The organism is Paraflavitalea soli (assembly GCF_003555545.1).
Taxonomy (GTDB): Bacteria; Bacteroidota; Bacteroidia; order Chitinophagales; family Chitinophagaceae; genus Paraflavitalea; species Paraflavitalea soli.
This window is the reverse complement of the sequence record NZ_CP032157.1, coordinates 6669124-6684036: the sequence shown is the minus strand read 5'-3', so window position 1 is coordinate 6684036 and position 14913 is coordinate 6669124. Positions and strand designations below refer to the sequence as shown.

Annotated in this window: 14 protein-coding genes; 6 read left to right on the top strand and 8 right to left on the bottom strand. The window is 47.1% G+C overall.

Translation table 11 applies throughout. The features are described from left to right. Nucleotides 1-164: 164 nt before the first annotated feature. Nucleotides 165-2519 (bottom strand): efflux RND transporter permease subunit, encoded by a 2355-nt coding sequence (locus D3H65_RS25715; RefSeq protein WP_119053046.1) that lies wholly within the window; start codon nucleotides 2517-2519, stop codon nucleotides 165-167. Nucleotides 2520-2687: 168 nt separating this feature from the next. Between D3H65_RS25715 and porZ the strand changes: the two genes are divergently transcribed. Both porZ and recO read left to right on the top strand, forming a co-directional pair. Further along, entirely contained in the window at nucleotides 2688-4994 is a 2307-nt protein-coding gene (porZ, locus tag D3H65_RS25710) for a type IX secretion system anionic LPS delivery protein PorZ (RefSeq protein ID WP_119053045.1), read from the top strand. After that, on the top strand, nucleotides 4991-5728 hold the full coding sequence (gene recO / locus D3H65_RS25705; RefSeq protein WP_119053044.1) for a DNA repair protein RecO: 738 nt from the start codon (nucleotides 4991-4993) through the stop codon (nucleotides 5726-5728). The genes porZ and recO overlap by 4 nt, the downstream gene beginning before the upstream one ends. A gap of 47 nt (nucleotides 5729-5775) precedes the next feature. Here recO and D3H65_RS25700 read toward each other — a convergent pair whose 3' ends face one another. Continuing rightward, nucleotides 5776-6942: an amidohydrolase family protein gene (locus D3H65_RS25700; RefSeq protein ID WP_119053043.1), complete on the bottom strand. Its 1167-nt coding sequence runs from the start codon at nucleotides 6940-6942 to the stop codon at nucleotides 5776-5778. Between the two features lie 118 nt (nucleotides 6943-7060). Between D3H65_RS25700 and prfA the strand changes: the two genes are divergently transcribed. Together prfA and D3H65_RS25690 are read left to right on the top strand one after the other, a co-directional pair. Continuing rightward, nucleotides 7061-8125 (top strand): peptide chain release factor 1, encoded by a 1065-nt coding sequence (prfA, locus tag D3H65_RS25695; protein WP_119053042.1) that lies wholly within the window; start codon nucleotides 7061-7063, stop codon nucleotides 8123-8125. Between the two features lie 205 nt (nucleotides 8126-8330). After that, nucleotides 8331-8897 (top strand): DUF937 domain-containing protein, encoded by a 567-nt coding sequence (locus D3H65_RS25690; protein ID WP_119053041.1) that lies wholly within the window; start codon nucleotides 8331-8333, stop codon nucleotides 8895-8897. Nucleotides 8898-9288: 391 nt separating this feature from the next. On the opposite strand, the gene D3H65_RS25685 is transcribed toward D3H65_RS25690, so the two are convergent. From D3H65_RS25685 to D3H65_RS25660, 6 genes are all read right to left on the bottom strand, one after another. Then, nucleotides 9289-9699, bottom strand: a complete 411-nt coding sequence (locus tag D3H65_RS25685) for a VanZ family protein (RefSeq protein WP_119053040.1) — start codon at nucleotides 9697-9699, stop codon at nucleotides 9289-9291. A gap of 114 nt (nucleotides 9700-9813) precedes the next feature. Next, nucleotides 9814-10617: an anti-sigma factor gene (locus D3H65_RS25680; protein ID WP_119053039.1), complete on the bottom strand. Its 804-nt coding sequence runs from the start codon at nucleotides 10615-10617 to the stop codon at nucleotides 9814-9816. Continuing rightward, nucleotides 10614-11159, bottom strand: a complete 546-nt coding sequence (locus D3H65_RS25675; RefSeq protein ID WP_119053038.1) for an RNA polymerase sigma factor — start codon at nucleotides 11157-11159, stop codon at nucleotides 10614-10616. The genes D3H65_RS25680 and D3H65_RS25675 overlap by 4 nt, the downstream gene beginning before the upstream one ends. Before the next feature lie 93 nt (nucleotides 11160-11252). After that, entirely contained in the window at nucleotides 11253-11633 is a 381-nt protein-coding gene (gene gcvH, locus D3H65_RS25670; protein ID WP_119053037.1) for a glycine cleavage system protein GcvH, read from the bottom strand. 152 nt (nucleotides 11634-11785) lie between these two features. Beyond that, the gene (locus tag D3H65_RS25665; RefSeq protein WP_119053036.1) at nucleotides 11786-12487 is read right to left on the bottom strand and encodes a peptidylprolyl isomerase; all 702 of its coding nucleotides are present in this window, start codon (nucleotides 12485-12487) and stop codon (nucleotides 11786-11788) included. Nucleotides 12488-12545: 58 nt separating this feature from the next. Beyond that, on the bottom strand, nucleotides 12546-12893 hold the full coding sequence (locus D3H65_RS25660; RefSeq protein WP_119053035.1) for a hypothetical protein: 348 nt from the start codon (nucleotides 12891-12893) through the stop codon (nucleotides 12546-12548). A gap of 120 nt (nucleotides 12894-13013) precedes the next feature. Between D3H65_RS25660 and D3H65_RS25655 the strand changes: the two genes are divergently transcribed. Then, a complete protein-coding gene (locus D3H65_RS25655; RefSeq protein WP_119053034.1) occupies nucleotides 13014-13469 on the top strand; it encodes a GNAT family N-acetyltransferase in 456 nt (151 codons plus the stop codon). A gap of 88 nt (nucleotides 13470-13557) precedes the next feature. Next, nucleotides 13558-14829 carry a serine--tRNA ligase gene (gene serS, locus D3H65_RS25650; RefSeq protein WP_119053033.1) on the top strand — a complete coding sequence of 424 codons (1272 nt, stop codon included), beginning with the start codon at nucleotides 13558-13560 and terminating at the stop codon, nucleotides 14827-14829. Nucleotides 14830-14913: the final 84 nt, after the last annotated feature.

Sequence of the window (14913 nt, the reverse complement as noted above, 5' to 3'; positions counted from 1 at the left end):
AGTTACTGCCCATAAAGATATTATGAGCTTTACTAAAAATGATATTTTCCACATTAAAAATAGGTAACAATACCATAATACCCATTTCTGGTGATATTCAATATCAATACAAACTAGTATTTTTTGTTACAATCAACCGACTCAAGATAAGTATGATGGCGTAGTTACTTCTTCCGTTCCTTTTTTACAAAACTCATGAGCAGGGTAGGCAGGAAAACAAGATTGGTTAAGGTAGCCAATACCAGGGTGAGGGAGGTAAGCCATCCCAGGGCCTGGGTGCCTCCAAATCCACTGAAACAAAAAATAACAAACCCAGCTATCAATACGAGGGAGGTATAAATAATGCTGATGCCTGTTTTGTGTATGGTATCAACCACTGTATCGTGTGGTGATTTATCGTTGTTTTGTAATTCCTGCTTATAGTTGACCAGGAACCGAATGGTAATATCAACAGCTATACCGAGGGCCACGGAGAAGACCAATACGGTAGAAGGTTTAATGGCCACGCCGGTCCAACCCATTACGCCAGCTGTAATAATAAGAGGAATGATATTGGGCACAAGGGAACACAAGAGAATTTTAAAAGACTTGAACAAGTACAACATACAAAGGGCGATGAGCAGGAAGGCCCATGCTATACTTTCCTTGAGACCGTTGATGATAAAAGCGCTTCCTTCGAGGAAGGTAACGGTGGTGCCGGTAAATTCAATTTTATACCTGGCGGTATCGAATAGCTGATCACTTTTGTTTTCTATAGACTGGATGAGTTCGGGCAGTTTTTTACTGCCTACATCGGCCATGTTGACGCTGATGCGGGCACGCTGGCGGGTACTGTCCATAAAGGACCGAACCACGCGGTTGAAATTATTCTGCTTACTGCTGCTGTCTTCAGCCTTACTGCTCAGATATTGAGCCAGGAAACCAATGTCGAAGCTGGTAGGCAGTCCATATTGCAGGCTATCGCCTTCATAATAAGCCTGGCGGGCAAACTTCAACCCTTCCACGATGGAAAGGGGTCTGTTCATTTCGGGCTGTGCAGCGATGAAACCAGAGAGGGAGTCTATTTTAGAAAAGGTTTGGAGCATATTGGCCCGCAATCCATTCTTCCTTTTGGTATCGACCACGATTTCGAGGGGCATGATGCCTTTAAAATGCTTCTCAAAAAACTTAAGGTCGGTGTAGATCTTATCAGTTTTTGGCAGGTCATCTACCATAAATCCTTCTGAACGGAGGCGGAAGATGCCCGCTACGGCTACAATCAATATGACGCCGGTGAGCACATAGATCATTTTGCGGTGGCTGACGGACCATACTTCCAGTTTGTCGAGTATGGATAGCATCCACTTATTATCGAGGTAACGGGTATGGCGGGATTTGGGCGCTGGCAGAAAGCTCAGTGCCACGGGAATGAGGATCACTGAAATGAAGAAGAGGGCCATGATGTTGATACCTGCCACAAACCCAAATTCTTTCAGCACAGCACTTTTGGTCAGGGCAAAAACCCCGAAGCCTATTGCGGCTGCGATATTGCAAAAGAGGGTAACCACGCCCATGCGGCTGATCATTTCAGTAAGGGCTGTACGTTTTCTTAGCGCAGGATCGGAGATGGCGGCCGTATCATTCCAGGCGGTATGGAACTTATTGAGGAAATAAATACAGTTGGGGATGCCAATCACTACTACCAATGGTGGTATGAGGGCATTCAAAATAGTGATCTTGTACCCCATTAAGACCATGGTGCCCAGGCTCCATAATACGCCGATGATGACCACAGCAAGTGATAGTCCCATGGCGCTGAAGCTGCGGAAAGAAATGAGCAGGAGTATGGCCGACAGCAGGATAGACCCGAGGAGAAACCACTGCATTTCGCTGGCCACCTTGGTGGCTATATTGGTACGAATGAGGGGCAAGCCGCTGTAGTGCATATCCAGGGTATGCTTTTTACCAAAAGCATCGCCGATTGCTACAATTTTTGCAACAACATCATTCCTCTTTTTTGAATTGAGCACATCCTTATTGATACGGATGGCCATCAAAAAAGTATTGGTGGAGGGGTTATACAGCAAACCCTGGTAAAAGGGCAGGCTGCGAAACACGGCAGCACAACTATCAATGGTGGCCTGGGATAATTGACCGGGAGGGAATACGGGAGATGCGTTGAGCTTTTCTGCGGCAGCATCCCGGAGGAGATTGGTGGCGGCGGGCACGCTCAATACATCTTCTACAGCCTCTACTTTTTTCATATCGGCGGCCAGGCCGGTATAATCATTAAATATCTTTTCTGTAAACAACTGGTCAGTTTGCACGCCAATAACGAGCAGGTTGCCATCTTCTCCAAATTGCTGACGAAATGCCTGGTAGGCCAGGTACTTAGGATTATCGGTAGGGATAGCCCTGGTAAATTCATAACTCAATTGCACTTTACTGGCATGCCAGCCCAGGAAACCTGTAACAGCCAGCAATAAACAGAGTAACAACCAGCGGAATTGCAGAATAAAGCGTGCAAGGGTTCCCCACATGAGTAATCAACAATTTAATGAAGAATAATAACGAGCAAAACCGCCTGCAAGTATGCTTCGGAACGGTGCAGGCTTCGTTGGGCGAGGCAAAGAAACTTAATTTGATGGGATTAATGAAGTTTTCCGGGGGTTAATTCGTTGCCCTCATTCAATTAACTTTGGATTAAAATGCCATTACGCCTTCTTTTTCTGTATTGCCTGGCACTTGTGATGCCGGCCCTTGTACGATCGCAGGTACAGGCGCCGCCAATAGGCAATTGGCGTGATCACCTGCCCTATCACCAGACTGTGCAAGTAGCAGGCACCGCTGAGAAAATATGGTGTGCCACGCCCTGGAGTATTTTTTCAATAGATATAGCGGATAATAATATTGACCGGTACAGCAAGGTAAATGGACTTAGTGAAGCAGGTATCAGCGCCATGGGCCTTCAGGAGACCGGCGACAAGCTGGTTATTGGATACAACAACAGCCGGGTAGATGTTTTAGCAGATAAAGTCGTTCATACTATTGATGAGATTAAAAACTCGCCGGTTACGGGAGATAAGACGATCCATCATATTTTCCTGGCTGGCCAACAGGCTTATCTAAGCACGGGCATTGGCATTGTTGTCATTAACCTGGAGAAATATGAAGTAAAAGACACGTATGTGATCGGCAGCACGGGCAGTAAGATAGGGGTACATGCTTTGACCTCCGACGGAGCATTTTTCTATGCCGCCACTGCAGAAGGACTAAAAAAGGCACCTGTCAATGGCAATAACCTGGCTGATTTCAGAAGTTGGCAAAACCTGTCGGGCACCAACGGATTAACAACAGGCCCGGTAACAGCAGTGACTGTTTTCCAAAACAACCTGGTGGTGTTGAAAAACGACTCTTTGTTTACTTCCCTTAACGGTCAATGGAACTTTCTGTATGCCAACGAATGGACGATCAGGAACATTACCATATCCGATAATAAGTTGCTGGTGAGTGAACAACTGAATACAACCGGCAGGGTAATAGCGCTATCCCCACAGGGCGCAGTCAACGAGATCATACAACATCCTGTATTCACCAAAGAAGTCCGGCAGGCTATTTACACGGCAGGGCATTATTGGATTGCCGACTCTTTATCGGGCTTATCACAATATGCTGCCGGCAGGTTTGAATCCTTTATTCCCAATTCGCCCTATTCCATTGCCACAGGGCTGCTGCAGGTTTTCAATAATACGCTTTGGGCCGGAGCAGGGGCTGTAACACCCAATTGGGAACCCGTGCAAAACAAAGATGGGCTTTATGCTTTTACGCTGGACAACTGGACGAATCTTAACAAGACTACCCTGGCATTAATGGATAGTTTTCCGGATATTGTATCGATCGCTGCGGACCCTGCTGAGGAAGGTGTATGGGCGGGATCATTTGGTGGTGGCCTGTTGCATATCAAACCTGACCGTAGTGTTCAAACGTACAAACAAAATTCGCCGCTCCAGCCTGCTTATTTTGCACCGGGCAGCTACCGGGTAAGCGGACTGGCTTTTGATGGCGAGAGCAATTTGTGGATTGCGAATTATGGCGCTAATCAAAGTATTGCGGTGAGAAAGAAAGACGGCAGCTGGCGTTCTTTCTTCATCCCCTACTCTATTCCTGAAAATGCTGTGGGTCAAATAGTGGTGGATGATGTGAACCAAAAATGGATAGTAGCGCCAAATGGCAATGGTCTCTTTTGTTTTAACCATGGGCAAACGATTGACAACCCGGGCGATGACCTATGGAAATGGTACCGGGCCGGCAAGGGGAATGGGAACCTGCCGGACAACCAGGTGCTGAGTATTGCCCGTGATAAAAATGGTTTTATCTGGGTGGGCACCCGCCGTGGGATCGGGATCATTCAATGTCCACAAGAGGTATTTACGACTACGGGGTGCGAAGCGGTGTTGCCGGTGGTACAGCAGGATAATTTTGCCGGCTACCTGTTCAGCGGCGAGCAGGTGCAATGCATTGCAGTGGATGGGGCCGACCGGAAATGGATCGGTACGCAAAATGGCGCCTGGCTGATCAGTGCCGATGGCGCCAAAACGATTACCCGGTTTACCGCAAGCAACAGTCCGTTATTGAGTGACGATGTGCGGCAGATCGCTATTGATGGGAATAGTGGAGAAGTGTTCTTTGCTACGGATAAGGGCATTTGTTCGTTCAGGGGAACAGCTACAGAAGGAAATACTTCCAATACAAATGTGCTGGCATTTCCCAATCCGGTGCCGCCAGGGTATACGGGCACCATCGCTATCCGGGGAGTGGCCAACAATGCGATCGTCAAAATAGCTGAACTGGATGGCCGGCTGGTATTTCAAACAAGGGCATTGGGCGGACAAGCGATCTGGAATGGGAAGGATTATAAAGGGAGGACGATTTCAACAGGAGTATACCTGGTATTGGTAAGTGATGACAATAAACAAGAGAAAACGGTGACGAAAATAGTATTTATAAAAAAATGATCCATTCAACCAAAGGTATTGTATTAAGAACAGTAAAGTATGGTGAAACGAGCATCATCGTGACCATCTATACGGAACTGTTTGGCGCACAATCATACCTGGTGAATGGGGTCAGAACTTCTTCCAAAAAAGGGCCGGGCAAGGCCAATATGTTCCAGCCGGCAGCCATACTGGACCTGGTGGTATACCACAATGACCTGAAGAACCTGCAACGCATCAAGGAGTTCAAATGGGGGCATATTTACCAGCACCTGTTCTTCAATGTGGTCAAGAATTCAGTAGCCCTGTTCATGGTAGAGTTATTGCAAAAGACGTTGAAGCAACCTGAGGCCAATCCCGACCTGTTTCATTTTATTGAAGACGCCTTCATACACCTGGATGAAGCTGACGATCAGGTTACGGCCAACTTTTCGCTGTTCTTTGCGTTGCACCTGACGAGCTTTTATGGCTTCCGTTTTAGTGACGATTATTCGGAGGAACATCCTTACCTCGACCTGCAGGAAGGGGAGTTTGTACATGAACATCCGATACACCCCTATTTTCTGCAAGGGCATTACAGTTTTATCACATCACAATTATTGAAAGTAATGCAACCGCATGAGCTGAAAGAGATACAGCTGAACAAGGAAATGAGGCGGGTGTTGCTACAAGCCTACCAGACCTTTTATGCCTTGCATGTGCCTGATTTTGGGGCACTGAAGACTTTGCCGGTACTGCAGGAGGTGCTGGGCTAGTGGGTTCGGCCGGGAGTTGAGAGTTGAGAGTCGGTGGCTGATCGTGGCTATAGCAATCGCTGCACTTTACTTAGATCATTCTCCAATATTAAAACGCCGGGTGTTTTCCCTTTCTCAAAGCTGCCAAAGCGATGCTGGACACGCAATGCTTTTGCACCATTGATGGTTGCCCATTGTAACAGTTCTTCCACGGGTATTTCCGGATGGTGAAGCCGGAGTGTATTTAGTTCTGCCAAAATGCTCAGCTGGTGATTGGATGCCAGGCTATCGGTCCCGATCACCAGGGGCACCGCATAACGACGCAGAAGGTCTATATCGGGCAGTCCATTTCCAATATACAGGTTGGCATTGGGACAAAGGCAGAAATGGCACTCGGGCAGTTGGGGTTGCTGATCACGGATAAATTGCAGATCGGCTTCGCTGGTTGTCACATTGTGCACCAACAGGAGGGACTGGGTTGTATGGAACCTGGGCAAACAGGTTTGTAGGCTGCTTTTACCGGCTGGTTTATAAAATGAAATATCGAGCCCGAGGGCCTGGTATAATCGATGGAAACCACCGGTACCGGCGCTGAAAAATGCGTCCTCGTCCTCACTTTCCTGGTTGTGCAGGGTAAGCAGTTCATTGCCCTCCAACGTGGTAATGAGCTCAAACAGAGCTGGTGAAACTGAATAGGGCGCATGAGGAACCAGGGAGGTATTTTTTTCGCGGGCGACTCCGGCTTCCCGGAAGCGTTGCCCAACATCCCTGGCAGCCTCAAACCGGGCCCGGGCGGTAGCTGCCAGGAACCCGGTGGCCTCAATAAAATTGTGGTAATAAAGACGTTGCTTTATTTTTTGTGGGATCGTATGAACAGTATTGCAGATATCTCCTACAGCTACAATACCATTTTGAAACATAGCGGTTTCTGCATCGGCGATGGCCTGGAAAATGGTATCCTCCTCAACAAACCGGCGTCCCATTACCCCCAGCAGGAAGTCGATCATGCCGGTATGGGGTTCGATGGCGCCTTTCATATGACTGAGTTCCAGGTGACAATGGGCATTGACAAACCCAGGGGCCAGGATGCCGGGGAAGGTTTGTATGTCGCTCCCTGCTTCTGCAGCCTGCAGGACGGCCTCTACCATACCTTTTTCATCAGTAACCAGCACGTGGTTCTTCAGCAGGCGGTGACCGGTAAATAAATGTTCGGCGGTGAATTTTCTGTACCCCATGTAAACTTTGAAACGATTAACTTTGCAAGCCTTAATAACCAGGGATTAACGTTCTGAAAGGGGTAAGTGTTGGCATCAACCCCGCCACCTCTCAGGATTTCGTAAAAATACAGCAAACATGTTAGACAAACTGGACGCGATCAGGGCCCGATTTGAGGATCTTGGAGTTGCATTAACCAATCCTGCTATAGTAAGCGATAACAAGAAGTTTACGGAATTGAGCAAGGAGTATCGCAATCTGGAGAAGATAGTAACAGCCCAATCGCAATATAAAGAGGTATTGAATGACCTGGAGAGCTACCGGGCGGCCATGAAAGGGGATGACGAGGAATTGCGCGAACTGGCCAAGGAAGAATTGCCCTTACTGGAAGAAAAGAAAACGAAGCTGGAAGCTGAAATACGTCAATTGCTGATACCAAAAGATCCGCAGGACCAGAAGAACGTGATCATAGAGATCAGGGGCGGTACCGGTGGTGATGAAGCCAGTTTATTTGCCGGCAACCTGCTGCGCATGTACCTGCGTTATTGCGAACGCAGGGGCTGGAAAACGGCCATCCTGAGTGAAACAGAAGGAACAGTTGGGGGTTATAAAGAGGTGCAGCTGGAAGTAACGGGAGATGATGTGTATGGCACGCTCAAATTTGAAAGTGGTGTTCACCGGGTACAGCGGGTACCGGATACGGAAGCTTCAGGGCGTGTACATACTTCAGCTGCTACGGTAGCTGTGATGCCGGAAGCGGAAGAAGTAGACTTTGAACTGAACCCGGCAGATGTAAAAATGGAAACAGCCCGAAGCGGGGGCGCCGGTGGCCAGAACGTAAACAAGGTAGAAACCAAGGTAATGCTTACGCATATCCCGACGGGCACGGTAGTCGTGTGCCAGACAGAACGGTCGCAGCTCGGCAACCGTGAAAAGGCCATGCAAATGATGCGTACCAGGCTGTACGAGGAGCAGGTACGTAAGCAGGAAGATGAAATTGCCCGGCACCGTAAAAGCCTGGTAAGTACGGGCGACCGCAGTGCCAAGATCCGTACCTACAATTACCCCCAGGGCCGGGTTACCGATCACCGGATTGGGTTGACGGTCTATAACCTGGACGATGTTATGAACGGAAATATCAATGAATTTTTAGAAGCCTTACAGTTTGCTGAAAATGCCGAAAAAATGGCTAAGCAAGACTAATAAAGCCGGACAACACCGCCGCATTACTGACGCTGCACGATCTTACCGCATTATTAAATCCCGCTCACAATACTTCGCCAGGACTATTGTGAACGGGATTTGAAGTATTTTTATAGTACCTACGCCGCAACAGCTGTTCCCCATGCACAGAAGCTGTGGATGTGATTGATATAAACCAACTTCATCATTTTTAAACACATCGTTTATGTTAGACAATCTTATCAACCTCGTACGTGAGCAGGCAGGTGATGCCATCATCAACAATCCCACGGTGCCTAATGAACGTAATGAAGAAGTCATATCAGCTACGGGTCAATCTATTGCAGGTGGCTTACAGGATGTAATTTCTTCGGGTGGCCTTAAGGATGTATTGAAGTTATTTGGTGGACAGGAAGCTCCTTCGGGTAATAACCCGGTAGTACAAAACCTTTCGGGCAATGTGATCCAGCAGCTGATGAATAAGTTTGGCTTTGATCAACAGGCTGCTAATGGCATTGCCGGCAACCTGGTGCCCAATGTATTGCAGAAACTGGTAAGCAAAACGAATGATCCCGGGGACAACAGCTTTGATATACAAGGCATATTCAACCAGCTTTCCGGAGGAAGGTCGGAAGGTGTCAATATCCAGGGATTGCTGGGTAAGGTAACGCAGGGAGGTTTGGATAAGGATGGTGATGGCGATACAGACCTGCAGGATGTGATGGCCATGTTCTCAGGTGGGCAAGGTGGTGGTAACCTGCTCGACTCAGTAAAAGGCTTTTTCAGCCGTTAGTAGGCGCAAACCGAACAAGTTTAATATTCTTTTAATAGATGGAGGGCATTAAAACCCATCGAAATAGCCTATTAAATGTCGATTTAGCTGCTAAAGAATGTTAACATTTTGAAAAAATCCATAAAGTAAATGGAAAATATATGCAGGGGTCGTTCCTTTGTGTTGTCAAGCAAATGAGTTCTTTCTTTCGATCTTTTTTCAGCAAATCCCGGTACCGGTTTTAAACCTTCTTTAACGGCGGGGATCATACTAATGGCACTGGATTTGCGTTACTATATTTTGAAGTTCTTTTTTAAAGACTTACATAAAGCAGTCAATTTTCTCATAAGCAGTTAGTTTTGGTTACGGCCCTTGTTTCTACAAGGGCCATTTTTTTGCAATAAACTGTATATCAGCCTTTAACCGTTTGCCTGGGAGATAGAAACAGGACTAAAAACATGGCGGCTATAGCGCCGGAGGCATCTGCCACAATATCGTATTTGTCAAAACTGCGTTGGGGAATGAAGTAAAACTGTACATATTCAAGGACAATTCCCAGGGCAGTACTCAGAATAGCCAATAAAATAATCAGTTTCTGCCAGCCCTGAAGCTTTTCGGGTCTGAAGACATAATGCGCCCCCCACAAGAGCACGATCCCTCCAAAGAGTATTACATGCACAATCTTATCAAAGTTGGGAATGTTGAACACAATGCCATCTCCGGGAATGGAAGAGCCTGGAAGGCACAACAAAACAATGGTAATAATGGTCCAAATAATGGGGAGTAATTTCTTAGCGCAGAGTTTTTGTAAAAGTGATCGCATACTGGCGGAAAGATAATTCAAAAAGAGGGGCTTTAAAAGAGAAAGGTCTTGCGTATTCTGCCGGGGGCAGACTACTGCAAGACCAGTGAGCAGGGATTAATCTGCTAAAATGATTTATAGCGGGGCTTTCGTTCGCCCGGATGACTGCATTTTTTCCAGTGTAGGAGATGGATTGCCACCTTTCTTTTCTATAGTAATGGCAAAGGCATCTGCTTTCTTGGTATTGTCCATTTTAAGGACAACATTGTTTTGCAGGGAATCAAATACACCAAGGCTCTTAGGCTTGCCTTCTATCAGCGCCCACAACTGGTATTGCTGATCATTGGGCAGTTTGGGCATGTTCTTGACCATCAGGAATACGGAGGCAGATGCGGTATCCCAAAATACGTTGGCTGAAGATTGGGGTGCGGCGGTAGAGCCTACCATGTTCACTACAGTGATGTTTGGATCCTTGATCAGTTTTTGTTCATCGACGATCTTGTTAAGGGTGTTCTCGGCCGAATCGAGCCGGGTTTGAAGATCGAGGTTGGAAGTTTTCAGTTCATTGGCCTGATTGTAGAAACGATAGGCAAACCAGGCACAGGCAAGCAGTAAAACCACAGAGGCAGCGGCCATAAAACGTAATCCGCCGTTCTTTCGAACAGGTGCATTTGAGTGTTGTTCCATTGTGATGACTTTAGATTGATTTATAGAAGGGTTCTGAATAGCTTCTAAAAATCCGTCCTTAACCTGTCGCGGTGGTACAACCGCATTTTGCAAAGCGAATTTTTCGAGGGCTTCCTCGAATGCTTTGCGTTCGGCAACAAGCTCGGGGTATTGGGCGCTGAGCATTTCAAACTCAGCACGCTCGGCTGCATCTGCCTGGTCCAATACATAGCTTTGTACTATGCCACTTGATATGTAATCTTTTATATTCACTTTAAAAATCCCCTTAATTGAATCAATGCACTTCTGATGCGTGTTTTCACAGTGCCCAGCGGAAGTTTTTCCATTTCCGCGATTTCCTCATGTGTATAGCCTTTAAAATAGGCCAGGTCGATTAACAAACGTTGTTCATCTCTCAATTGGGCCAATACTTTCCTGAACCCTATATTGTCTACATTCACTTGTGTAACAAGCGCTACCAGGGGTTCTTCACCCTGGTTATCCATAGATTGGTTTTTCCGGTCGTTTTGGTAGGTTTTGGAACGTAGCGTATCAATAGAAGCATTGCGGGCAATGTTGAGCATCCACGTAAATAAGCGCCCTTTCGTGGAGTCGTAGCTGTCTATTTTTCGCCAGATATTGACAAAAACATCCTGTAATACGTCGTTGGCAAGCTCCGTATCGTTCAATATCTGCAATATGATACTGTATAAAGCGCCAGAATAATGATCGTAGAGATAACCAAAAGCCTTATTATCCCTGTTTTTAAGCAGGGAGACCAGTTCCTGTTCCGTATATGTAGGAATGGCGCTCAAAAATGTGTTTTACCCAAAGCGATGCTCAATATAACTAAAAAAGAGTGGAATGACCCACTCTTTTATAAACGTAATTTGAATATCGTTGGATTTCTAGGCCCCTACTAATTTTCCATAAGCAGCCGCATCCAGCAATCCGTCTACATCTGCCGGGTTGCTAACGGTCACTTTTACCATCCATCCTTCACCATAAGGGTCGGAATTAACCAGTTCGGGGGCACCATCGAGTGCGGGATTGATAGCGGTAATGGTACCAGCTACAGGCAAAAACAGGTCGGAAACGGTCTTAACCGCTTCTACGGTCCCAAACACCTCTTCTGCTGCCAGTGTTTTGCCCACAGTGCTAATGTCCACATATACAATATCGCCCAATTCTCCTTGTGCAAAATCGGTAATGCCTATTGTTGCTGTATTGCCTTCCAATAACACCCATTCGTGGTCCTTGGTATAGCGAAGATTTGCGGGAATGTTCATGCTGTTGAATTTTGTGCTGCAATATTACAGTAAAAGTCGGAAAGACGGATAAGACGGAAAGTCCGAAAGTAAAAACTTCTCTTTGGCCGGTTCCGCAGTGCATTTTCTCTCAGTCTTACCGACTTTCGGACTTACGGACTTCCGGACTTCCTTTATTTTCTCCTTACCAGCCGTGCTTTGATGATCCGGACATCCTGCAGGGGTCGGTCGCCTCCGTCACGCCCACTGGTGGGTACCGAGGCAATGCTGTCAATTACCGGCAGCCCTTTGATCACTTCCCCAAAAATGGTGTAATTCTGGTCGAGATGCGGGGCGCCGCCCAGGGTTTTATAAACCTCCCGGTGAGCGGGCGGCAATTTGCGTCCTTTGAGTCTGAACTTCTCCACAGAATCCAGCCCTACATCGGTAAATACCTTTCCCTGTACAATATAAAACTGGGCGCCGCTACTGGCCCGCTGGGGGTTGATATCGTCCCCGGTGCGGGCGGCGGCCACCATCCCTTTCTTGTGGAACATGCTGGTCCGGAACTCAGCCGGTATGGTGTATTCCGGTCCGCCATCGCCCAGGGATTCTCCCGGCTTTGACCGCTTGCTGTTGGGATCGCCGGCCTGTACCATAAATTTCCTGATCACCCGGTGAAAAAGGATGCTGTCATAAAAGCCCTGTCTTACCAGTTTGAGGAAATTGTCGCGGTGAAGCGGGGTACTGTCCGACAAGCGAATGACCATCGTACCTTTATCAGTCACCATTTCCACATCCTTGCGCCTATCGTTCTTACGTAGCCCATTTCCCAGCCAGGGATTACAGGAGGCAGTGATCATCGTTAACCCTGCCAGGATAAATATTTTGTGCATGAATAGCCGTTAGCGGTTAGGTATTAGCGGTTTGCTTGCAGCAAATTAATGGCATTGACTATTGAAACCCGTGCTGTTGAAAGTATAATAAAATATGGTCTTTCAGAAAATTTTCCTGTTCGATCATATTGTATTCGGGCAGGCTTTTCAATTGTTTGAAATGCGGCCACCCATCTTCGTCCACCGATTCGATCTCATAATAGCCGCTTTGCGACAGCAGGGAACATACGGCAACATGTATAAGGTCCTGCTTCTGTTCCTTGGTAAATTTGGGACGTATATCCCCAAACTCCTGGATACCGATCAGGAATAAAATAGTTTCCAGATCCGGCTTTTTTCCAAACCGCTCTACCAGGCTGGCTTCCAGGTTCCACCAGCGACTCTGCAGATCATCCTGTATTTGCATGCCGCAAAGATAGGGAATAAGAAAAGTTTCGGGCTATGAGTTGCGAGCATCAAGCGATCGCCCCTACTGTATTGGCTCGCAGCTTCTGTCCAATACTTATTTTTGTACAAAGCCTTGACGATGATAATAGCAACAAAGGACGATTATACGATATCCACTGACAAAGACACATTAAACATTCCCTATATTCATCAGTTTCTCACTACCTCCTACTGGGCAGAAGGTATTCCCCTGCATACAGTAAAACGATCCATTCAGGGCTCGCTGTGCTTTGGGGTTTACAAAGGACAGCAACAGATCGGTTTTGCCCGGGTGATCTCCGACCTGGCCACCTATGCCTACCTGGCCGACGTATTTATTGATGCGGCGTACCGCGGTAAAGGATTGAGCAAATGGCTGGTGAAGGCGATACTGGACTACCCCGACCTGCAGGGCCTGCGGCGTTTTGAGCTTGGCACCCGCGATGCGCATGGCCTGTACGCCCAATTTGGGTTTACACCCCTTCCCAACCCTGATATCTTTATGCAGATCCGCAATCCGGATGTCTATAAAAAAGCTTCCGCAGATAAGCAGTAATACCCGGTCAACTTATAATCGGTAAAATATCGACCCAATCCCCAAAATCCATCAATCCCCAATTATCTTTGCCCAAATTTGAATTGCGATGTTACAGGTATCATTTATTCGCCAGCATACAGAACTGGTAAAGGAACGACTGACGATCAAGAATTTTAAAGACCTTCAACTGGTGGATGAAATTATTTCGCTGGATGATGAACGTAAAAAACTGCAGCTTGAATCGGAAAACGCGCAATCGAAATTAAACAGTTCGGCCAAAGAGATCGGCCAACTCATGGCCAAAGGACAAAAAGCTGAAGCTGATGCCAAAAAGCAGGAAGTAGCTACCTTAAAATCTGCACAGCAGCCTATTGCGGACAGGCTGGCAGTGGTAGAAAAACAATTGCAGGATACGATTGTGAGACTTCCCAACCTGCCATCGGCCAAAGTGCCTCCGGGCAAAACGCCGGAAGAGAATGTGCTTGTACGCGAAGGAGGCCATAAACCCACTTTGCACAATGGCGCCGTGCCGCATTGGGACCTGGCCAAAAAATACAATATCATTGATTTTGAACTGGGCAATAAAATTACAGGCAGTGGTTTCCCGGTCTATATCGGCAAGGGGGCTAAACTGCAACGGGCGCTGATCCAGTATTTCCTGGATTATAATACCGCCGCCGGCTACACAGAATATATGCCTCCGCATATGGTCAACGAAGCTTCTGCCTTCGGTACCGGCCAGTTGCCCGACAAAGAAGGGCAAATGTATTTTGTAACGGAGGATAATTTTTACCTGATCCCAACGGCTGAGGTGCCGGTGACAAATATCTACCGCGACGAGTTACTGAAAGAGGCCGACCTCCCGGTAAAGATGACCGCCTATACGCCCTGCTTCCGTCGTGAAGCCGGCAGTTATGGCAAGGATGTACGTGGCCTGAATCGCCTGCACCAGTTTGACAAGGTAGAGGTGGTACAACTGGTACATCCCGATAAAAGCTATGAGGTACTGGAAGAAATGGTAAGCCATATAGAAAAACTACTGCAATCGCTCAAGCTGCCTTACCGCATATTGAACCTGTGTGGAGGCGATATGGGTTTTACTTCGGCCCAAACCTACGACTTTGAAGTATTCAGCGCTGCACAGGAAAAATGGCTGGAGGTGAGTTCTGTTTCAAACTTCGAAGCCTATCAAACCAATCGCCTGAAAGTGCGCTTTAAAGACAGCAATGGTAAAAACCAGTTGGTTCACTCGCTCAATGGAAGTTCACTGGCCCTTCCCCGTATACTGGCCTGCCTGTTGGAAAACAACCAGGCAGAAACCGGCATAGAATTACCACCTGTGCTACATAGTTATATGGGCTATGGGTCTATCAGTTAATGCTGTTAACATTCTGATTTACTTAACATAAATCTGTGTGAAAGGAAGTAAGGACTATTCTTTACTTCCTTTTTGCTTTTCATA